Annotated in this window: 19 protein-coding genes; 16 read left to right on the forward strand and 3 right to left on the reverse strand. The window is 53.0% G+C overall.

What is annotated here, in order from left to right; translation table 11 throughout:
- Nucleotides 1–147 precede the first annotated feature (147 nt).
- The 13 genes from FHS90_RS13135 to FHS90_RS13190 all read left to right on the forward strand — a co-directional run bounded on the left by FHS90_RS13135 (nucleotide 148) and on the right by FHS90_RS13190 (nucleotide 15,515).
- Nucleotides 148–1,089: an aspartyl protease family protein gene (locus FHS90_RS13135; protein ID WP_153042546.1), complete on the forward strand. Its 942-nt coding sequence runs from the start codon at nucleotides 148–150 to the stop codon at nucleotides 1,087–1,089.
- Nucleotides 1,086–2,552, forward strand: a complete 1,467-nt coding sequence (locus tag FHS90_RS13140) for a glycogen-binding domain-containing protein (RefSeq protein ID WP_066829823.1) — start codon at nucleotides 1,086–1,088, stop codon at nucleotides 2,550–2,552. Before FHS90_RS13135 ends, FHS90_RS13140 begins: the two co-directional genes overlap by 4 nt.
- Nucleotides 2,553–2,860: 308 nt before the next feature.
- Nucleotides 2,861–4,483 (forward strand): CTP synthase, encoded by a 1,623-nt coding sequence (gene pyrG / locus FHS90_RS13145; RefSeq protein ID WP_066829819.1) that lies wholly within the window; start codon nucleotides 2,861–2,863, stop codon nucleotides 4,481–4,483.
- Nucleotides 4,484–4,499: 16 nt separating this feature from the next.
- Nucleotides 4,500–6,335 carry a membrane protein insertase YidC gene (gene yidC, locus FHS90_RS13150; protein WP_182513377.1) on the forward strand — a complete coding sequence of 612 codons (1,836 nt, stop codon included), beginning with the start codon at nucleotides 4,500–4,502 and terminating at the stop codon, nucleotides 6,333–6,335.
- Nucleotides 6,336–7,125: 790 nt separating this feature from the next.
- A complete protein-coding gene (locus FHS90_RS13155) occupies nucleotides 7,126–7,806 on the forward strand; it encodes a metal-dependent hydrolase (RefSeq protein ID WP_066829807.1) in 681 nt (226 codons plus the stop codon).
- 8 nt (nucleotides 7,807–7,814) lie between these two features.
- On the forward strand, nucleotides 7,815–8,594 hold the full coding sequence (locus FHS90_RS13160; protein ID WP_066829804.1) for a ParA family protein: 780 nt from the start codon (nucleotides 7,815–7,817) through the stop codon (nucleotides 8,592–8,594).
- Between the two features lie 20 nt (nucleotides 8,595–8,614).
- Nucleotides 8,615–9,526, forward strand: a complete 912-nt coding sequence (locus tag FHS90_RS13165) for a ParB/RepB/Spo0J family partition protein (protein WP_066829801.1) — start codon at nucleotides 8,615–8,617, stop codon at nucleotides 9,524–9,526.
- Entirely contained in the window at nucleotides 9,527–10,174 is a 648-nt protein-coding gene (locus tag FHS90_RS13170; protein ID WP_066829798.1) for a DUF5683 domain-containing protein, read from the forward strand. It abuts the gene before it with no gap.
- 1 nt (nucleotide 10,175) lies between these two features.
- Nucleotides 10,176–10,892, forward strand: a complete 717-nt coding sequence (gene dapB / locus FHS90_RS13175; RefSeq protein ID WP_066829795.1) for a 4-hydroxy-tetrahydrodipicolinate reductase — start codon at nucleotides 10,176–10,178, stop codon at nucleotides 10,890–10,892.
- A gap of 10 nt (nucleotides 10,893–10,902) precedes the next feature.
- Nucleotides 10,903–11,997, forward strand: coding sequence for a signal peptidase I (lepB, locus tag FHS90_RS13180; RefSeq protein ID WP_066829792.1), 1,095 nt, complete (start codon nucleotides 10,903–10,905; stop codon nucleotides 11,995–11,997).
- Nucleotides 11,998–12,156: 159 nt separating this feature from the next.
- The gene (locus FHS90_RS13185; protein WP_066829789.1) at nucleotides 12,157–13,986 is read left to right on the forward strand and encodes a glycoside hydrolase family 9 protein; all 1,830 of its coding nucleotides are present in this window, start codon (nucleotides 12,157–12,159) and stop codon (nucleotides 13,984–13,986) included.
- Nucleotides 13,987–14,039: 53 nt separating this feature from the next.
- Nucleotides 14,040–14,684, forward strand: a complete 645-nt coding sequence (locus FHS90_RS22290) for a polysaccharide deacetylase family protein (RefSeq protein WP_246387021.1) — start codon at nucleotides 14,040–14,042, stop codon at nucleotides 14,682–14,684.
- A gap of 108 nt (nucleotides 14,685–14,792) precedes the next feature.
- Complete coding sequence (locus FHS90_RS13190) at nucleotides 14,793–15,515, forward strand: class I SAM-dependent methyltransferase (RefSeq protein ID WP_182513378.1); 723 nt, start codon at nucleotides 14,793–14,795, stop codon at nucleotides 15,513–15,515.
- 55 nt (nucleotides 15,516–15,570) lie between these two features.
- Here the strand turns inward: FHS90_RS13190 and ung are convergent, their stop codons facing one another.
- Complete coding sequence (ung, locus tag FHS90_RS13195; RefSeq protein ID WP_066829783.1) at nucleotides 15,571–16,233, reverse strand: uracil-DNA glycosylase; 663 nt, start codon at nucleotides 16,231–16,233, stop codon at nucleotides 15,571–15,573.
- Nucleotides 16,234–16,341: 108 nt separating this feature from the next.
- Between ung and apaG the strand changes: the two genes are divergently transcribed.
- Together apaG and FHS90_RS13205 are read left to right on the forward strand one after the other, a co-directional pair.
- On the forward strand, nucleotides 16,342–16,728 hold the full coding sequence (gene apaG, locus FHS90_RS13200; RefSeq protein WP_066829780.1) for a Co2+/Mg2+ efflux facilitator ApaG/CorD: 387 nt from the start codon (nucleotides 16,342–16,344) through the stop codon (nucleotides 16,726–16,728).
- Nucleotides 16,729–16,755: 27 nt separating this feature from the next.
- Entirely contained in the window at nucleotides 16,756–17,526 is a 771-nt protein-coding gene (locus tag FHS90_RS13205; protein WP_182513379.1) for an O-methyltransferase, read from the forward strand.
- A gap of 182 nt (nucleotides 17,527–17,708) precedes the next feature.
- Here the strand turns inward: FHS90_RS13205 and kdsA are convergent, their stop codons facing one another.
- Nucleotides 17,709–18,521: a 3-deoxy-8-phosphooctulonate synthase gene (gene kdsA, locus FHS90_RS13210; RefSeq protein ID WP_182513380.1), complete on the reverse strand. Its 813-nt coding sequence runs from the start codon at nucleotides 18,519–18,521 to the stop codon at nucleotides 17,709–17,711.
- A 165-nt stretch (nucleotides 18,522–18,686) separates the two neighbouring features.
- The gene (locus FHS90_RS13215) at nucleotides 18,687–19,304 is read right to left on the reverse strand and encodes a methyltransferase domain-containing protein (RefSeq protein WP_182513381.1); all 618 of its coding nucleotides are present in this window, start codon (nucleotides 19,302–19,304) and stop codon (nucleotides 18,687–18,689) included.
- Nucleotides 19,305–19,410: 106 nt separating this feature from the next.
- On the opposite strand from FHS90_RS13215, the gene FHS90_RS13220 reads away from it, so the two are divergent.
- A complete protein-coding gene (locus FHS90_RS13220) occupies nucleotides 19,411–20,352 on the forward strand; it encodes a DUF8428 domain-containing protein (protein ID WP_066831354.1) in 942 nt (313 codons plus the stop codon).
- The last annotated feature ends 16 nt before the right edge of the window (nucleotides 20,353–20,368 follow it).

Here is a 20,368-nt window from a genome sequence, read left to right on the forward strand (position 1 = left end):
AGAAACAGGTATTTCTTTTTTGCCTCACTACCGTTACCTTTAGATGTAAAACGAAAGATTATAAGGCGGTTCGTGGGCAAAATATCACCCCGGTCTTGGTTTCTCCTAGTACTGCTGCTGCTGGCAACAAAGGCGGCCGGTGCCGCTGTGCCTCCCCCTGACACTACCTTTTCCGCCCCGGCGGCACGGTATTCAGGTGAACCTGTACTGGACATGGAGGCGTTGCTGGAGCCTTTTATGGAGTCAGATTCCTCTTCGGCGGTGATTCCCTTTACCCGGGCAGGCAACCTGATTCTGATCAAGGCCACCGCAGACACCACCGTGGGCAACTTTATCTTAGACACCGGGGCCCCCCATCTGGTTTTGAACATCACCTATTTCAGGCAGTACCCCATCTCCCGCTCCAGCCAGGCAGAGCAGACCAGCGTCACGGGCACCTCCCAGGCAGTGGCCAGCACCTGGGTGAAAAAATTTACCATGGGTCCGTTCAAGTACCTGCGCTCCAAGGCCCACCTCACAAACCTGGGGCACCTGGAGAATGCCAAAGGGGTTAAAATACTGGGGCTGCTGGGCATGGAACTATTCAAGCGGTTTGAAATGATTATTGATTATGAAAACAACCTGCTGTACCTGCAACTGATCAGTAAAAAAGAAGCAAAGACCTTTAAAAGCGCCCACCTCTCAGACACGGCCGCTTTTCACGAGGTTCCCATTTACTTCAAAGACAACAAAATAGTCACCAGCACAGAGGTGGCCGGCAAAAAAATTGAGTTCATTATTGACAGCGGCGCAGAGACCAACCTGCTGGACAGCAGGCTGCCAGACAAGATTCTGGAAAGCGTAGCCATCTCCCGCAGGGTCATGCTAACGGGAACCGGGAACAAAAAAGTGGAGGCGCTGTTTGGCTCTTTAGACAATCTGGTGATTGGGAACCGTAGCTTTGGGGCCATGGATGTGTTGATCACCAATTTTGAGAAGACCTGCTTCACCTATAACGGGTGCGTGAACGGGGTGCTTGGCTACAGTTTCCTGGCAGAACGCAAAGTGGGCTTTAATTTTGTGACGAATAAAATGTACCTATTCAAATGAGCAGCAGGTGGCAAACATACAAACGGCAGTTCTGCCGGGGCGGCTTCTTCTGGCTGCTCCTGGTGGTAATGCCCTTGGCGGCCCTTGCGCAGAACCCGGAGAAGAAATACACGGTGAAGCAGGGCAAAATGTACATTGAGCTGAGCAAGCAGATCAGAACCACCGCGCTAGACAGCTTTATCACCCAGTTTGACCTGAAAGAGCTTGGCCTTAAAACTTTACTCAGAGAAAACAGGGCTGACTCCCTGCGCGCGGCCGGTTGGCACCTGGAGGCCAATGATCCAAACCGTGTGCTCCTCAGCAAGCCCATGTCTGGTGCCGGCAGCATCAATAGCTCGCTAGACCGCATGAACCTTTCCCAGGACCTCAAGGCCATAGCGGCCCTTTTTCCGGCGGTACGGTCAGATATCAGGTACGGGTACAACCGGTTTAAAGGCAAAGACCCCTTTCCGGCCACCAACTCCACGGTCACCTTCTTCCTGCGCAACTTCACAAAGGCCAGAAAAGTGACCTTGGCCGGCAGCTTCAACAACTGGGCGCCAGAGGCCCTGCCCATGACCAAAACCGACAGCGGCTGGATTGCCCCGGTTTCCCTTAAAAGCGGCAAATACTGGTATAAGTTTGTGGTAGACGGGAATTGGCTCATTGATCCAGACAACCAGCTCCGGGAGAATGACGGGCGCGGCAACACCAACTCTGTCTTCTACAAAACCAACTGGCTGTTCAGGCTGCCCTCGTTCCCCAATGCCAGACGGGTCTACCTGGCCGGGAGCTTCAATGACTGGCGTGAGCGGGAACTGCTGCTTGTCAAGACCCCCCACGGTTGGGAGCTGCCCCTTTACTTAGCCGAAGGCACCCACACCTACCGCTTTATTGTAGACGGCAGCTGGTATGAAGACCCCTCCAACCCGAACAAATACCCCAATGAGTTTGGGCAGTACAACTCCGTCATTCGGCTGGGCAAGCCGCACCTGTTCAAGCTGCATGGCTACCCCAGCGCCCGGCAAGTGGTGCTCACCGGCTCCTTTAACGGCTGGCGCGAAGATGAGCTCTTCCTCAGCAAAACCGCAACCGGCTGGGAGATCCCCTACACCCTGGGCCCCGGCAATTACGCCTATAAATTCAAGGTAGACGGCAAAATGATTGCAGACCCAGCCAACCCCAACCGGGGGGGCGAGCGCGGAAACTCTTACCTGATCATTCAGCCCAACTACACGTTCCGGCTCAAAGGCTACCCCAATGCCAAAAAAGTGACCCTGGCCGGCGACTTCAACAACTGGGACCCAGAGTCTTTTGTGATGCGGCGCGAAGACAACGAGTGGGTGTTCCAGGTGCACCTCTCCCCCGGCAAAACCCGCTACAAGTTTGTGGTGAACGGTAACTGGATCTTAGACCCCGCGAACAAGCTGTGGGAGCAGAATGAGCATAACACCGGCAACTCCATTCTCTGGATAGAGCAATAGCCCTGCCTGGCGGGCTCTTCGTTTTTTCTGTTTTGGGGCTGTTTTCTAAAAAACAGCCCCAAAACAGAAAAATCCAACCGGCCTTGTGAAAGCGGCAGAGTTGGTACCAGGGGGCCACAACCATAATAGGGTGACCTGCGGAAATAAAGGAAACCTGTACTTTCTGTTTTCGGGCTACTTTCAGAAAAACAGCTCAGAAACAGCCCTATACGGGCTCCGCTGCTTTATTTCCTGTTGGTTCCCAAACATTTTGCCTGCCGTTCTAATTATTTACAGTAACTTTGCAGTCCATAAGACAAACACTACTTATGGCTTCTGCTAAATATATTTTTGTTACGGGGGGTGTGACTTCCTCTCTCGGGAAAGGCATCATCTCTGCTTCCTTGGCTAAACTTCTGCAAGCGAGAGGTTTCTCTGTAACCATCCAAAAATTTGACCCCTACATTAACATTGACCCCGGCACGCTCAACCCCTATGAGCACGGCGAATGCTATGTAACCGATGACGGTGCTGAAACAGATCTGGACCTGGGGCACTATGAGCGTTTCCTGAACGCCCCCACCTCGCAGGCCAACAACGTCACCACCGGCCGCATTTACCACAACGTCATTACCCAGGAGCGCCAGGGCGCCTACCTGGGAAAAACCGTGCAGGTGGTACCCCACATCACAGACGAGATCAAACGCCGCATGCTGCTTCTTGGCCAGAGTGGTGAGTTTGACGTGGTCATCACAGAGATTGGCGGGTGCGTAGGTGATATTGAATCCCTTCCGTTCATTGAAGCCGTACGGCAGTTGCGCTGGGAGCTCAACCCCAGTGACAGCGTGGTCATTCACCTGACCTTGCTCCCGTACCTGAAAGCCGCCGGTGAATTGAAAACCAAACCCACCCAGCACTCTGTAAAGGCGCTGTCTGAGTCTGGCGTGAACCCAGACATTCTGGTTTGCCGCTCTGAGCACTCCATTCCCGCTGAAATGCGCCGCAAGATCGCCTTGTTCTGCAACGTGGCACCCAACGCGGTCATTGAGTCGCTAGACGCTGAAACCATCTATGATGTGCCGCTTCTCATGAAAAAAGAGAAGCTGGACGAGCGCGTGATCAAGAAACTGAAACTGACCAGCCGCCAGGAGATCAACCTGGACAGCTGGAAAGAGTTTCTGGGCCGCCTCAAAAACCCAACCGAGGAGGTGAACATTGCCCTGGTGGGGAAATACGTGGAACTGCCAGACGCCTACAAATCAATTATTGAGTCTTTTATCCACGCCGGCGCCTTCAATGAGTGCAAGGTGCACCTCAAGTTCATCCAGTCTGAGTTCATCACACATGAAAACGTGCACATGCACCTGGAGAGCATGGACGGCGTGCTGGTAGCCCCCGGCTTTGGGGAGCGCGGCTTTGAAGGAAAACTGGAGGCTATCCGGTTTGTGCGCGAGGCGGGAATTCCGTTCTTTGGGATCTGCCTGGGCATGCAGACGGCAGCCGTAGAGTTTGCCCGCAACGTGCTCGGCTACCCTGACGCCAGCTCTACAGAGATGAACCCTGAAACCACCCATGCCGTGATTGACATGATGGAAGAGCAGAAGCAAATCACCCAGAAAGGCGGCACCATGCGCCTGGGGGCCTATGCCTGTGACCTGAAGCGGGGTTCTAAAGCCTACCAGGCTTACGGCAAAGGGCACATCACTGAGCGCCACCGCCACCGGTACGAGTTCAACAACCAGTTTCTGCAGGCGTTTGAAGAAGCAGGCATGGTGGCCTCTGGCGTGAACCCAGACACCGGGCTGGTGGAGGTGATTGAGCTGCAGAACCACCCCTGGTTTGTGGGCGCGCAGTTCCACCCAGAGCTGAAAAGCACCGTGCTTAACCCGCACCCGCTGTTTGTGCGGTTTGTGAAAGCCGCCATCACCTACACAAAAAATAAAAACAAATAACCACTTAGAAGTCAATATGGATAAAAATCAAGCAATAGGCTTGGGCCTGATTGCCGTGCTGATACTGATGTACAGCATTTTCTTCATGGACGGACCAGCCCCTCAAGCGGCTGAGCCAGCTATCACTACCACTACCGGAGCGGCGGCCGGAAAAGATTCTACGGCAGCTGCCACTCCCCTCAATGATTCTATCGCCACGGCGCAACGTGCCTCCCAACTGGGGGAGTTCGCCTCTTTGGCCACCGGCACCAACCAGCAGGTGGTGCTGGAGAACGAAGTGGTGCGGGTAACCCTGGGCAGCCAGGGCGGCAAGGTAGAAGAGGTTCTACTCAAAGACTACAAAACCTGGGACCAGAAGCCGCTTATCCTGTTTGACACCGAGAGCAGCCAGCAGGTTTTCTCATTTCAGACGGCCTCTGGCAAAACAGTCCGTCTGTCTGACCTGAACTTCCAACCTTCTGGGGTTGCCTCAGCCACCGTTGACAATGCCCCGGCTAAAAAGGTGACCTTTACCGCCCAGGTGGCCCCCGGCCAGGTAATTGAGCAGGTGTATGTTCTACGGGACCTGTCTTATGAGGTAGACTACCAGCTATACTTCAGGGGCATGGACCAACTGGTGGCCCAGAAGCCCATCACCCTTACCTGGACAGATGAGCTGAAGCGCCTGGAGCAGGACATCAAGCAGAACCGCAACCATTCTACCGTCAACTACCTGACTGTGGAGGGGGATTTTGACAAGCTTTCTGCCAGCGCCACTGACCCTGAGATTGAGAAACTGGAGGAGCCCGTGAAATGGGTAGCCAACAAGCAGAATTTCTTCACCGCCGCCATCATTGCCCAGAACCGCTTTGAGAACGTGGAGGTGGAAAGCTCTTTCCGTCCGGAAGACACCCTCCAGGTGAAAACGCTCAAGTCTAAACTTGACATTCCTATCCAGGATGCGTTAAGCGGCAAAGCCAACTTCACCTACTTCTTCGGCCCCAATGACTATGACGTGCTGAAGAATGTGACCGATGACTTTGACCAGAACCTGGAGCTGGGCTGGGGCATCTTCGCGTACGTGAACAAGCTGCTCATCATTCCGGCCTTTGACTTCCTGGAAGACTTCATTGGCAACTACGGTATCATTATTATTTTACTGGTGCTGTACATTAAGCTGATCCTGAGCCCGCTGACCTACAAGTCATACGTTTCTATGGCCAAGATGAAGGTGCTGAAGCCTGAGATTGACGCCATTAAAGAGAAGAACGAGGGGGATATGCAAAAGACGCAGGCCGAAACCATGGCCCTGTACAGCAAGATGGGCGTAAACCCCATGAGCGGCTGTATTCCTATGCTGCTCCAGATCCCTATCCTGTTTGCCATGTTCAACTTCTTCCCCAACTCTATTGAGTTGCGGCAGGAGCCATTCCTGTGGGCCCATGACCTGAGTACGTATGACGTGTTTGCCAAGCTGCCGTTCACCATTCCGTTCTATGGCAACCACGTGAGCATGTTTACCCTCCTGATGACGGCCTCCACCATTCTGTACACATGGTCCAACAACCAGGTGAGCACCGTGCAAGGGCCCATGAAGTTCTACTCCTACCTCATGCCGGTGATCTTCATGTTTGTGTTGAACAGCTTCCCTGCCGGTCTGAGTTTCTATTACTTTGTCTCCAACATTGTCACCTTTGGCCAGCAGGCCCTGATCAGATACTTTGTAGATGACCAGAAGATCCGGAAGAACCTGGATGATTACCATGAGAAAAACAAAGGCAAAGAGCCTAAGGGAGGTTTCCAAAAACGCTTACAGGATGCCATGAAGGCCGCCGCAGAGCAGGAATCTAAACGTAAGAAAGGCGGCAAATAAGCGTGCCACTTTAAAACAGCAAAACCCGGCCTTACAGCCGGGTTTTGCTGTTTCAGGCCCTTCCTGCTCTTTTGTGATTGCAGGGAGGAGGAGTGATCCTTCACGCCACCCCAAGGCATGCACCGGCAAGAAGTGCAAGAACCTCTGAGTGGCGTTTCTGGGCTAGTTTTTTGATATCAGCCCCAAACCACGATCTTGGGACCGGCTAAGCCTCCTGCACGGGGCGGCCATTTTAGATCAGTCTTGTGCGCGGCCAAACAAAATCACAGGAACCTGACTTTACCCTTTTCTCCCGCTATGGCGGGGCTCAGCCTTTCATACATCGCTTCGCCAGAAACTTACGCTGCCCGTTTAGCCTGCGCTGAGAAGCCTATATTAAAGCAACGGGCTGAATTGCCAGAGCCCTTCCCTGTTTTCGGCCTGTTTTTGTGAAAACACGCCAAAAACAGGATCAAGAACCACCGTCGCCAGCACCACTTCCGTGCTAAAATTCAGGGTGGGAAGACTTTTTTAGTGGGTTAGGCGTTCTAATCCAGGAGCTGGGCCAAGGGCGCTCAGCGTACTGACAGCAGCCATTCTCCCCCCCCGGAAAGCAGGGGAAGGGGTGCTGGCCCGGGGGCTGGCGAACCGGTTCGCTTCTTCTGGCCCCGCAAATATCTTCGCCAAAAAATGGGGATAAATACCTGCAAAGTGTTGATAATTGGCGCTGAAAAGTGTATGTAAAAAGCGTTATCTTTGTGCAAGCTTGAACTGTAAAGTGCAGGCAAAAAGTCAATTCAGCACGAAGATTATGGAAATTACATATTACGGTCAATCCTGCTTTCTGTGCGATCTGGGCGGCACCAGGGTGCTGTTTGATCCCTTCATCACCCCTAACCCTCTGGCGTCTGAGGTGGATCTGGATCAGATTGAGTGCGACTACATCCTGCTGTCACACGGCCACGCAGACCATGTGGCAGATGCCGAGTATCTGTTGAAAAAAACCGGGGCTACGCTGGTGGCTAATTTTGAGATTGTGAGCTGGTACCAGAACAAGGGCATAGAGAAGGTACACCCCATGAACACCGGCGGCAAGGTACACCTGCCCTTCGGGACGGTGAAGATGGTGAACGCCGTTCACTCCAGCTCCCTGCCAGACGGTTCTTACGCCGGTACTGCCGGCGGGTACGTGGTAGAAAGCGCAGAGAAGACCTTCTACTTTGCCGGTGACACCGCCCTTACCCTAGACATGAAACTGATTGGCGACCGGTACCACGTGAACTTTGCCTTTCTGCCCATAGGCGACAACTTCACCATGGATGTAGAAGACGCCCTGGTGGCGGCCAATTACGTGAACACTAAAAAGATCATAGGGATGCATTATGACACCTTCCCTTACATAGAGATTGATCATATTGAAGCGCTGGAGCTTGCAAGGCGCCAGCAGAAGGAGTTGATTTTGATGGAGATTGGTCAAACTATTGAACTGTAACCTGTAGAATGGGAAAAATTATTGCCGTTGCCAACCAGAAAGGCGGCGTGGGCAAAACCACGTCGGCGATCAACCTGGCAGCCAGCTTAGCCGCTTTAGAATTTAAAACCCTGCTGGTAGATGCTGACCCGCAGGCCAATGCCACCTCCGGCATCGGGTTTGACCCGAAAGATATTGAGAACAGCATCTATGAGTGCATGGTAGACGGGACCAGCGTGCAGGAGATCATTCTCACCTCCCCTATTGATTACCTGGACCTGATCCCGTCACACATTGATCTGGTGGGCGCTGAGGTAGAGATGATCAACCTGCCCAACCGGGAGGAGAAAATGAAATCAGTGCTGGTGCCGCTCAAGGAGAAGTATGATTTCATCATCATTGACTGCTCCCCTTCGCTGGGTCTGATCACAGTGAACTCACTTACGGCCGCAGACTCTGTTATCATACCGGTGCAGTGTGAATACTTCGCCCTGGAAGGGCTGGGCAAGCTTCTCAATACCATTAAGATCATTCAGTCACGCCTGAACCCTGACCTGGAGATTGAAGGGCTGCTACTGACCATGTATGACGTGCGCCTGCGCCTGTCTAACCAGGTGGTGGAAGAAGTGAAAACCCACTTCCAGCAGATGGTGTTTGACACCATTATACCCCGTAACGTGAAGTTGAGTGAGTCCCCCAGCTTTGGGGTGCCGGCCATTCTGCATGATGCAGAGAGCAAGGGAGCCATTAGCTACCTGAACCTGGCCCGTGAGATTGTAGAGAAAAACGGGGTGGCCGTTGCCCAATAATTTTAGAAAGAGAAAAGTACATGTCTGATAATTCAGCCAAAAAGAAAGCCGGCGGATTGGGAAGGGGCTTGAACGCCCTGATCTCTGGCGGCTATGAACAACGAAAGTCTGATTCTTCTACCCTTCATGAGGTCAATACCATCGCAGAGATAAAATTAACCCAGATTGAGACCAACCCCTTTCAGCCGCGTACCCATTTTGATCAGGTGGCGCTGGAGGAACTGGCCGAGTCTATAAGAATTCAAGGCATCATTCAGCCTATCACGGTAAGGCAGCTCAACGCAGAGGCCTACCAGCTGATCTCCGGGGAACGCCGTTTTCAAGCCGCTAAACTGGCCGGTCTGGAGTCTATTCCCGCCTACATCAGAAAAGCTGATGACCAGCAGATGCTGGAGATGGCCCTGATTGAGAACATTCAGCGGGAAAACCTCAATGCCATTGAAATTGCCCTCAGCTACCAGCGCCTGCTCTCAGAGTGTAACCTCAAGCAGGAGGAGCTGGGTGACCGGGTAGGCAAAAAGCGCACCACAGTCACCAACTACCTGCGCCTGCTAAAACTGCCGCCAGACATACAGATAGGGATCAGGGATAACATGATCTCTATGGGGCACGCCCGCGCCGTGATCAACATTGATGATGTGGAGAAGCAGCTGGAGGTGTACCGCAAAATTGTGAACGAGGAGCTCTCTGTGCGCAAGGTGGAGGAGCTGGTTCGCAAGATCAACCAGGAAAACAAAAAGCCAGACCCGCAGACCAAATTAGACCTTCATCCGTTTGAGAATGAAGTGAAGCGGGTAGAAACAAGGCTATCATCCTATTTCGGAACCCGTATTCAAGTGAAAGCCTCTGCAGAGGGCAAAGGGGAAATCAAGATCCCGTTTGTGTCTGTAGATGAGTTGAACCGGATTCTGGAAATTTTAAATTACTCATAAATGCGGCATTGGGCGGCACTTTTCTCCTTCGTACTAGTTCTTCTTGGAACGGCCTACCACGCCCAGGCGCAAGTGGTAACCGCCGGACCAGATTCTGTAGTGGTGGCCACTCCCGCCACGGTGGCCATAGATACCACCCAGAAAAAAGGCTTTAAGAATTGGAGCAGGCCAGCCAAGGCAGCATTCTATTCTCTGGTGGTTCCGGGATTAGGGCAGGCGTACAACAAGAGCTACTGGAAAATTCCTTTGATCTATGCTACTGGGGCTGTCATTGGGTATTTCATCTATGACAACAACAGGCAGTACCAGGGCTTTTCCAAAGCAATCAGAGTGCGGTTTGACGGTGACCCCAATACCATAGACCAATACGCCAACCAGGGACTGTACGCCCAGGGGCTGCCCAACGACCAGGGTGACAGGAATCTCCAGCGAAGCCGCGACTTTTTCAGGAAATACCGGGACCTTGACATCATTCTGGGGGTGCTGGCCTGGGGCCTGAACGTGATGGAGGCCCACGTACACGCACACTTGAAGGGCTTTGACGTGGGAGACGACCTTTCTTTCCGGCTTACCCCGGGAATGCAGCAAGTGGCCCACTCCTCTTCTTATGCGGCTGGCCTTACCTTACAAATTAACTTGAACAGATAACATGCGCATCCTTCTGATTGGCTACGGTAAAATGGGGAAAACAATTGAGCGTCTGGCCAAGGCCAAAGGGCATGAGATTGTAGGCACCCTGACCATAGAAGACGCAGACCGGTTACAGGAATTCACGGCAGAACAGGTAGATGTGGCCATTGAGTTCACCAGCCCGGCCGCCGCCGTACCCAATATTCTCACCTGCTTTGAAAAAGGGATTCCCGTAGTGGTGGGTACCACGGGCTGGCTGGAGCAGTTGCCCCTGGTGACTGAGCAATGCGCGGCCGCCCAAGGCTCACTTTTTTTCGCTTCTAATTTCAGCATTGGGGTGAACCTCTTCTTCCATTTTAATGAATATGTGGCGAAAAAAATGCAGCGGTACCCCGAGTATGCGGTGCAGGTGAAAGAGATTCACCACATTCACAAGCTAGACAAGCCCAGCGGCACCGCCTTGACCATTGCTGATGGCATTATGGCGCATTACCCTCAGAAACAAGGCTGGGTGAACAACGCTACCCACAACCCTGAAATGCTGGGGATTGAATCTGAGCGGGAGGGTGAAGTTGTTGGGACGCATATTGTGCAATACACCTCAGAAAACGATACCTTTGAGCTACACCATATAGCCCATAGCAGAGAAGGTTTTGCCGCCGGCGCCATTTTGGCCGCTGAATGGCTCCCGGGCCGCCAGGGCATCTTTGGAATGCCTGACCTGCTGGAACTTTAAAAAAGATCACATGAGCATCCGTTTTTGGACGAAAGAGAATAAACAGCCTAAACAGAAAAAAGGCTTTTTGCGGGAATGGGGAGACGCCATTCTGTTTGCCGTTGTAGCGGCCACCCTGATCAGGTGGGCTACCTTTGAGGCCTATACCATTCCCACTCCCTCTATGGAGAAGTCACTGCTGGTGGGAGACTACCTGTTTGTGAGCAAGCTGCACTACGGCCCCAGAACCCCAAAAACACCGCTGCAGGTACCGCTCACCCACCAAACCATCTGGGGCACCAATATCCCGTCTTATTCAGATGCCATCCAGCTGCCGTCTTACCGTTTGCCAGGCTTTTCTGAGGTGAAGAACAATGACGTGGTCGTGTTCAACTTCCCGCCAGAAGAGCAGCACCCGGTAGACCTCCGTACCAACTACATCAAGCGCTGTATTGCCATTGCCGGTGACAAAATCCAGATGAAAGACCTGCAGGTGTACATCAATGACAAGCTGGTCCCTGAGCCGGAGAAAGTACAGTATTCGTATTTCCTGCTCACCAAGACGCCCCTGAACCCCAACTTCTTTAAAGAAAACAACATTACAGATATTCAGGAACTGTACGGCGGGGCCGGCTACGTGGTGAACACTTCCCCAGAGACTGCCCAGCAGCTCAAAGGCTTTGAGTTCATCAGCAATGTGATTATCAGGAAAGACAGTGTGGCGCAGCCAGACGTGTTCCCGTTCAAGCCCAGCATGTACCCCTACAACAAAGATAACTTCGGTCCTTTTGTGGTACCCAAAGAAGGCATGACAGTCCAGATCAACGCCCAAACCATTCCGTTGTATGAAATGGTGATCAGGAAGTATGAAGGCAATGAAAACGTGGTAGTCACAGACAGCAGCATCACCATTGCTGGCAAAGCCATTACCCAGTACACGTTCAAGCAGAACTATTACTGGATGATGGGTGACAACCGCCATGACTCCCTAGACTCCCGCTACTGGGGTTTTGTGCCTGAAGACCATGTGGTAGGCAAGGCCGTTCTGGTCTGGATGTCAGCAGACCCTAATGCCGGGTTCTTTGATAAGATTCGCTGGAGCAGAATTTTCATGGGTATCAAATAATATCCCTGTTTTGGAGCCGTTTTTGTAAAAACAGGCCAAAAACAGAAACTACCCAATTACTACTAAAGCAGAGCGCCAGCCCCAAGCTGGCGTTTTGCATATTCTTCTTTCCGTGAAACGGAAGAAAAGTTAAATTAGCCCCGCTAGAAACCTTTTTCCATGCGTAGAATTGTCCCGCTTCTCCTATTGCTTGTTTTCCTGAACGGCTCCCTGGCACTTGGCCAATCGGCTCCTCTAAAGAGCTGGGTCAGGATCAACCAGATGGGGTATTTGCCTACCTCCACCAAAATAGCCGTACTGGCCAGCAAAGAACCGCTCAAAGGCAACAACTTTACGGTGCATGATGTGATCACGGGCAAGGAAGTCTTCAAAGGGAAGCAGTCTAAAGATTTTGGCCCGTATGCCGCCTTTACCAATACCTACCGCCTGGATTTCTCCAAATTCAGGAAGACCGGCAATTTCTTCATTAAAGCCGGCGGGGCTATTTCTCCTAAATTCAGGGTAAGCCCAGACGTGTATGATAACACCGCAGACTATGTGCTGCACTACATGCGGCAGCAGCGTTGCGGTTTCAACCCTTTCTTCAGAGACTCCTGCCATACCAAAGACGGCTTTGTGGTGTTTCACCCAGACCCGAAGGTGGATTCCACCTTCATTGATGCCCGTGGCGGCTGGCATGACGCCTCAGATTACCTGCAGTATGTGACCACCTCGGCCAATGCCGTATTCCAGATGTTGTTTGCCTACCAGCAGAACCCCAAGGCCTTTGGGGACAACTATTTTGACAACGGCCTGCCCGGCAGCAACGGGGTACCAGACATTTTAGATGAGGCAAAGTGGGGACTGGACTGGCTCCTGAAAATGTACCCCAAGCCTGACCTCATGTTCAACCAGATTGCAGATGACCGCGACCACACCGGCTACCGGCTGCCTATCTATGACCGGGTGAATTATGGCAAAGGCGCCGGCAACGGCCGGCCGGTGTACGTAGTTTCTGACAAACCGCAGGGGGCGTTCCAGTACAAAAACCGCTCTACCGGGGTGGCCTCCACGGCCGGAAAATTTTCCTCAGCGTTCAGCATGGGCGCCCAGCTCCTGGCCGATTACTACCCTGAGTACGCTCAGCTTCTCCAGACCAAAGCCAGGCAGGCATATGAGTTTGGTTTGGCCAGACCCGGCGTGAGCCAGACCGCCCCCGGCAGAGCCCCCTATTTTTATGAGGAAGACAATTGGGTAGATGACATGGAACTGGCCGCCGTACAACTGTACCACCAGACCGGTGCCACCGAATTTCTGGAGAAAGCCGCCGAGTTTGGCAGACAGGAGCCGCAGACCCCCTGGCTGGGCAAAGACACCGCCCGCCACTATCAATGGTACCCGTTCATCAACCTGGGCCATTTCTACCTGGGCGCCTCTAAAGACGAAGCCATACGGCAGGAGTTCATCAGCAACCTGAGCAACGGGCTGGAGGCGGTTTTCAGGCGCAGCAGAAAAAATGCCTTTAACATGGGGGTACCGTTTATCTGGTGCTCTAACAATCTGGTGGCGGGCCTGGTAACCCAGGCGGTGTTGTACCGCCAACTTACTGGTGACCGCCGTTATGTGGAGATGGAGGCGGCACTGCGGGATTGGCTGTTTGGGATGAACCCTTGGGGCACCAGCATGGTGGTAGGGTTGCCCCAGAGCGGTGAGTTCCCCAACTCCCCCCACTCCTCCCTCTCCCTGCTCATGGGCTATAAGCTGGCGGGAGGCCTGGTAGACGGTCCTGTGTACAACAGCATCTTCAAGAACCTGAAAGGGCTGAAACTAGATGCCGAAGACGAGTTTGCCGCCTATCAGTCTAATCTGGCGGTGTACCATGATGACCACGGCGACTATTCAACCAATGAACCCACCATGGATGGCACCGCCAGCCTCAGCTTTCTGCTCTCCTCACTCCAGATGGAAGGCAAAGAGAAAGGCAAAGTCAGGAAAATAAAAAAAAAGTAACCCGGTACCAGGGGGCCATAGTCAGGGGGGACACCGCGCAAAAACAGCTGGCGCTGGTCTTCACCGGCCATGAGTTTGCAGATGGTTACCCGGTCATCAGAAAAACCCTGAGAAAGCACCACGTACCCGCGGCCTTCTTTCTTACCGGAGACTTTTACCGCAACCCCGGTTTTGCACCCGTTATTAAAGGCCTGAAAAAAGACGGGCACTACCTGGGGGCCCACTCAGACCGGCACCTGCTGTACGCAGATTGGGGCAAGCGGGACTCCCTGCTGGTTTCCAAGCGCCAGTTCATGGTAGATCTCATGGCCAATTATGCAGAAATGGCGCGCTTTGGGGTCGCCAAAGAAGAAGCCCCTTTCTTTCTGCCCCCCTATGAGTGGTACAACCAGCAGATTGCCAACTGGACCACAGAGGCAGGCTTCACCCTTATCAACTACACCTCCGGCACCCTTTCGCACGCAGACTACACCTACCCCAGCCTGGGCAGGCAATACCGCTCCAGCCAAACCATTCTGGATTCTATCTGGGAGCGGGAAGAAAAAGATCCACACGGCCTCAACGGCTTTCTGCTGCTCATGCACCTGGGTACTGATCCGGCCAGGACAGATAAACTGTACCACCAGCTGGACTTTCTGCTGCAGGAGCTCAAAAGGCGCGGCTACCAACTGGTCCCGCTGCGCGAACTCCTTCCCTAGCCAACGCTGGTTTAGAGCTGTTTTTTGAAAAAGAAGCCAGAAACACCCTTTTCTTCCGGCAAAGAAACCTTTACCTTTTCGGCTTAAAAGAACCAACTACTCACACCTATGGCAACCCCTTTTACGGCCAAGTCAACCGTGCAAGAAATAGAACAGCGTTTTGATCAGGAGGTAGAACGTTTCTCCAACCTAGAGACCGGGCAGCTGTCTACCATAGACGCCCCTTTATGCCTGGAGCTCATCACCTCAGCGGCCCAGTATGCTACACCGCATGCCCGGCACCTTCTTGACATTGGCTGTGGCGCCGGTAATTTCACCTTGAAAATGCTATCTAAACTCCCGCACCTGAACTGCACGCTGGTAGACCTGAGCCTGCCCATGGTGCAGAGGGCGCAGCAACGGGTGCAAGCAGAAACCAGGGGTGAAGTAAAGGCCCTAAAGGGAGATATCAGGGAAGTGCCGCTTCCTGAAAAGCAGTTTGATGTGATTCTGGCCGGTGCGGTGCTGCACCACCTGCGGGAAGAAGAAGAATGGGAATTTGTGTTCCGGAAACTGTACCACAGCCTGAAAGACGGCGGCTCCTTCTGGATCTCTGACCTGGTGGTGCAGGCCACTCCCCAGATTGACCAGCTCATGTGGCAACGCTACGGTGACTATCTTACCAGCGTGGGCGGCCTGGACTACAGAAACCACGTGCTGGCCTATATTGAAAAGGAAGACTCGCCCCGTTCTGTTACTTTTCAACTGGACCTCTTACGTAAGGTGGGATTCAAACAAGTGGAGCTCCTGCACAAGAACTCCTGCTTTGCCGCCTTTGGCGGAATAAAATAACAGGTTCTGTTTTAGGGCTGTTTTTCAGAAAACAGCCCCAAAACAGAAACCCAGGCTACCAGTCAATCTCGGGCTGGCCGTGCCCTCTTAGATAGGCGTTGGCCTTGCTAAAATGCCGGGTGCCAAAGAACCCTTTGTCTGCCGCAAACGGTGAGGGGTGGGCCGCTTTCAGCACCAGATGCTTCTGGCTGTCAATCATCTGGCCTTTCTTCTGGGCATAAGCTCCCCACAGCAGGAACACCACGTTTTCCTTCAGGTCAGACACCTTCTTGATCACGGCATCAGTAAACTCTTCCCAGCCTTTCTTCTGGTGGCTACCCGCCTGGTGGGCCCGTACGGTAAGGGTGGCATTCAGCAACAGCACCCCCTGCTCTGCCCAACGCTCCAGATTTCCGCTGCGCGGAATGGGTTTCCCTAAATCTGCCTCTATCTCTTTGAATATGTTAAGCAAAGAGGGAGGCGTTCTGATTCCTTCACTCACCGAGAATGCCAGCCCGTTGGCCTGCCCTTTGCCGTGGTACGGGTCCTGGCCCAGAATGACCACCCGCACTTGGTCAAACGGGCATTCCTCAAAGGCATGGAAAATGTTTTTACCAGCCGGATAAACTTCTGTAGTGGCATATTCTGACTTTACAAACTGGATGAGCTCCTGAAAATAAGGCTTCTCAAATTCGTCTTGCAGGACCTGTTGCCAGCTGCTTTCAATTTTTACCTGCATAGAGAGGTGACATGTTAATGGTTTTCTGTGTAATTTTAAGCAAGAATCCGGCTGGCTAAACTTATTTACCAGATAGGCTGTTCTTCTTTATACCAAATAAAGGCACGCATGGATACGAAAACAACCCAAGGAGTAACCGTTCACGTTACCACGAACTACCTCCCTGACTACTCCAGTCCGGCCCAGCAGCACTTTGTGTTCGCCTATAAGATTTCTATAGAGAACAACAGCGAATTTACGGTAAAGTTGTTACGCCGCCACTGGCACATCTATGATTCTAACAATGAGGTGCGCGAAGTGGAGGGCGAAGGCGTGGTAGGGCAGCAACCGGTGCTGGAACCCGGCGAGAGCCACCAGTATGTGTCTGGCTGCAACCTTAAGACCAGCATTGGTAAAATGGCGGGCACGTTTCTCATGGAGCGCCTGGTAGACGGGCGTCAGTTCTACGTGTCCATTCCGGAGTTCACCTTAATTGTTCCTTACAAGCTTAACTAATCACTGCTCTTGTTGCAACAGGCCGCTATGGTTTACAGGTACGCCTCGTTCTGGTGGCGTTCAGGGAATGCACATGGCCTGCACTCCCCTTTTGTATTCAATCTCTACTGCTTTATCATTCACCACAACGGCCATTTCCTGGCCTATGACAAGGTAGAGGCCCTCAGAGAAAAGCTGCTGCAAGACCAGACAGAGCTGGCCGTCACTGACTTTGGGGCCGGCTCCCATACCCAAAACACCAGAAAACGCAAAGTGGCAGACATTGCCCGCACTGCGGCCAAACCGGCCCGTCTGGGGCAGTTGCTGTTCAGGCTGGCCAACCATTTTCAACCCGCCACTGTTCTGGAACTGGGCACCTCCCTTGGCCTCACCACCGGCTATCTGGGTCTGGCCAGGGAAAAGGCAAACCTCTACACCCTGGAGGGATGCCCAGCCATTGCGGCCCAGGCCAGGAGAAACATGCAGTACCTGGGGCTGCAGAACGTGCGGCTGGTGGAAGGCAATATGGACCAGACGCTGCCCCAAACCCTTGAACAGATAGAGCAGCTGGACTTTGTGTTCTTTGACGGCAACCACCGTCTGGAACCTACTCTCCGCTACTTTGATTTGTGTCTGCCCAAAGCCCATGAAGGCAGCGTCTTCATCTTTGATGACATCTACTGGTCTGCTGAAATGGCCCAAGCCTGGCAGAAAATAAAGCAGCACCCGCAAGTGCTGCTCACAGTAGACCTCTTCTACATGGGCCTCGTTTTCTTCCGGACCAACCAGCCCAAGCAGCATTTCACGCTGCGTTTTTAGCCAAATGTCTTTTAATAAAAATGGCGCAAGCATTTGCTGGTGACCACGGGTTTCTGAAAAGGAGTGCGTGGGCATCAGCAAATGCTTGCGCCAAAGAAGACACAGGAATGTTGTAAAAGAAAAGGATTCCCCCTGTTTTGGGGCTGTTTTCAGAAAAACAGCCCCAAAACAGGGATTCCCCTCTAGCGGATTGCTTCCCTGATTCTTACCAGACGCTCCAGCAGACCTTCCAGGTTAGAGAGCTGCAGCATGTTGGCTCCGTCTGACTTGGCAGTGGCGGGCGTTGGGTGCGTTTCAATAAATAAACCGTCTGCGCCAACGGCAATGGCCGCTTTGGCAATGGTCTCAATCAGCGCGGGGCGGCCGCCGGTTACGCCAGAGGTTTGGTTAGGCTGCTGCAAGGAGTGCGTCACATCCATGACCACCGGCACCTGGTTTTCCCGCATGGCCGGAATATTCCGGAAGTCCACCACCAGATCAGAATACCCGAAGCTGTTGCCGCGGTCGGTGAGAATCACGTTGTTGTTGCCGGAGTCCCGCACTTTCTCCACGGCAAATTTCATGGACTCCCCAGACAGGAACTGGCCTTTTTTGATGTTCACCACTTTGCCGGTCTCAGCGGCGGCAATCAACAAGTCTGTCTGGCGGCAGAGGAACGCGGGGATCTGCAGCACATCAACGTACTCGGCGGCCATGGCCGCCTCATGGCTCTCATGGATGTCGGTCACGGTGGGGATCCCGAAGGTCTCGCTCACTTTGGCCAGGATCTTCAGCGCCTTCTCGTCGCCAATGCCGGTGAACGAGTCACGGCGGGAACGGTTTGCTTTGCGGTAAGAACCTTTGAAAATCAACGGGATGCGCAGCCGGTTAGAGATGCGCACCAGCTCACCGGCAATCTCCAATGCCATCTCCTCGCCCTCAATGGCGCACGGGCCCGCCATCAGGAAGAAGTTGCCGCTGTCTGTATGTTGTAGTTTAGGGATGGAAATAGTCATGGTTCAAATACGTTACGAAGTTATGGTTTGGCAGAAGAGTTAAAAGCTGTTTTAGGCCTGTTTTCAGAAAAACAGCCCAAAAACAGAAATACCGGCGGCAGCTGTTGTGCCGCTCCCAGTGGCATGTCTTCGGCCTTTGTCCAAAATTAAGCAAATTCTAGAATCTCACGCCAGAAACTGCATGCGCTCCCGCCGCTCCAGCACTATAAACAATTCCCGCCCCTGTCTAGGTTTGATAGAATTGTAGCAGGGTGCAAAGTGGCTGAACCTGAAATACGGCTCAAAATAGGACTGGTATTCCGGGGCGGTCCCGCCAAAGGGCGGCCCCTCTTTCTCAAATTCCTCAGAAAAAAGAACCCCAGCCAGCTTCCCGCCAGGAACCAGCAGGTCAAAGACTTGGCGGGCATACTGCGCACGCCGGTGTCTGGGCAGGGCGCAGAAGAAGGTCTGCTCCAATACCAAATCAAACCGGTGCGGCGTTAAGGAAAAGAAATCCTGCCGCAGGAGGTGCTCCCGCGGGAAGTCAGGCACCCGGCGCTGAAAGTTGGCCAATGGCTCAGCCGCAAAGTCCAGCAGGAAGACCTGCGTGAACCCCTGCTGGTGCAGATACTCGGCTTCGTAACCATTTCCGCCGCCCGCCAGTAAGATACGCTGGTCTTTGCGGGTGAGCTGGTCAATGTACGCCTTGAGCGGTTCAGTGGCGGCCCCCACGTCCCACTGGGTCTGGTTTTGCCGGTACCGGTTTGCCCAGTAGGCCTCATTTAAGTCTTGTTCTGTAGGCATGGCCCCAAGGAAGTATTTTAACCCGTTATTTGCAAAGGATAGATAGAACCGTATTTTTGTAAGAATACGAAATGGCGGAAATCCATTCACCAACCCCAATTACCCAATGGCAACCGAAACACCCGAAAAGGACAGCAACCGCAAACTCTTAGTGGTAGGCCTTATTATTGTACTGCTCAGCATCAATGGTATTCTCATTTACATGCAGCAGCAGAAGACGCAGGAGAGTGAGGAGCAGAAGGAAATTATTAAAGTAAAGAATACCGAACTGGAGAACCAGATCAAAGTCTATGAAGCCCTCAAGGCTGATTTTGAGCGCCAGAGCAACGAACTGAGGTCCCTGGGCCTGGCCAATGACTCCCTGGAAACCCGCATTGCCGCTATTAACTCTGACCTGGCCCAGCTCCGGTCTTTCCGGAACAGCTCGTTCACCATTGCTGACCAGAAACGTTTCCAGCAGCGGGCGCAGAACCTGGAAGTGGCCCTCCGGAAAAAGGACGAGGAGATGGCCAAGCTGCAGGAGGCCAATGAGGAGCTTTTCACCGAGGTGACGGGCCTGAAGACCACCCAGAACAAGCTGTCTGACTCCATCAGCAGAATTTCTTCTACCAACAAGGAACTGGAGGAAAAGGTAGCCCTGGCCTCAAAGCTGGAGGCCCAGCATATTCAGGTGACCATCCTGAATGACAAAGGCAAAGAGAAAGAAGACGATGACGAGGAGTACAAAGCCAAGCGCGTAGACAAGATCAAATTCACGTTCAGGCTTGGCAGAAACGAGGTGGCGCCCAAGGAAAACAAAGAGATCATGATGCGTCTGATTGAGCCAGACGGCTCTGCCCTCTACAACCTGGCCACCGGTTCTGGAACATTTGAGTACGAAGGCAAAGAGATTTTCTACACGAGCAAACGTGACGTGGTCTTTGACAACTCACAGCAGCAGGTCACGTTCCTGTACTCCAAAGGCAGCCCGTACAAGACCGGCAAACATACCGTTGAATTCTACTCAGGCGGCTACCTTATTGGTACGTCCTCTTTCACGCTGAAATAACCGTTTTAGCCCTGTT

Source organism: Rufibacter ruber (assembly GCF_014138425.1).
Lineage (GTDB): Bacteria > Bacteroidota > Bacteroidia > Cytophagales > Hymenobacteraceae > Nibribacter > Nibribacter ruber_C.

Bases quoted from the DNA above. Each gene is read 5' to 3' on its own strand.
- FHS90_RS13140 (WP_066829823.1), top strand. From the start codon at position 1,086: ATGAGCAGCAGGTGGCAAACATACAAACGGCAGTTCTGCCGGGGCGGC.
- pyrG (WP_066829819.1), top strand. From the start codon at position 2,861: ATGGCTTCTGCTAAATATATTTTTGTTACGGGGGGTGTGACTTCCTCT.
- yidC (WP_182513377.1), top strand. From the start codon at position 4,500: ATGGATAAAAATCAAGCAATAGGCTTGGGCCTGATTGCCGTGCTGATA.
- FHS90_RS13155 (WP_066829807.1), top strand. From the start codon at position 7,126: ATGGAAATTACATATTACGGTCAATCCTGCTTTCTGTGCGATCTGGGC.
- FHS90_RS13160 (WP_066829804.1), top strand. From the start codon at position 7,815: ATGGGAAAAATTATTGCCGTTGCCAACCAGAAAGGCGGCGTGGGCAAA.
- FHS90_RS13165 (WP_066829801.1), top strand. From the start codon at position 8,615: ATGTCTGATAATTCAGCCAAAAAGAAAGCCGGCGGATTGGGAAGGGGC.
- FHS90_RS13170 (WP_066829798.1), top strand. From the start codon at position 9,527: ATGCGGCATTGGGCGGCACTTTTCTCCTTCGTACTAGTTCTTCTTGGA.
- dapB (WP_066829795.1), top strand. From the start codon at position 10,176: ATGCGCATCCTTCTGATTGGCTACGGTAAAATGGGGAAAACAATTGAG.
- lepB (WP_066829792.1), top strand. From the start codon at position 10,903: ATGAGCATCCGTTTTTGGACGAAAGAGAATAAACAGCCTAAACAGAAA.
- FHS90_RS13185 (WP_066829789.1), top strand. From the start codon at position 12,157: ATGCGTAGAATTGTCCCGCTTCTCCTATTGCTTGTTTTCCTGAACGGC.
- FHS90_RS13190 (WP_182513378.1), top strand. From the start codon at position 14,793: ATGGCAACCCCTTTTACGGCCAAGTCAACCGTGCAAGAAATAGAACAG.
- ung (WP_066829783.1), bottom strand. From the start codon at position 16,233: ATGCAGGTAAAAATTGAAAGCAGCTGGCAACAGGTCCTGCAAGACGAA.
- apaG (WP_066829780.1), top strand. From the start codon at position 16,342: ATGGATACGAAAACAACCCAAGGAGTAACCGTTCACGTTACCACGAAC.
- FHS90_RS13205 (WP_182513379.1), top strand. From the start codon at position 16,756: ATGGTTTACAGGTACGCCTCGTTCTGGTGGCGTTCAGGGAATGCACAT.
- kdsA (WP_182513380.1), bottom strand. From the start codon at position 18,521: ATGACTATTTCCATCCCTAAACTACAACATACAGACAGCGGCAACTTC.
- FHS90_RS13215 (WP_182513381.1), bottom strand. From the start codon at position 19,304: ATGCCTACAGAACAAGACTTAAATGAGGCCTACTGGGCAAACCGGTAC.
- FHS90_RS13220 (WP_066831354.1), top strand. From the start codon at position 19,411: ATGGCAACCGAAACACCCGAAAAGGACAGCAACCGCAAACTCTTAGTG.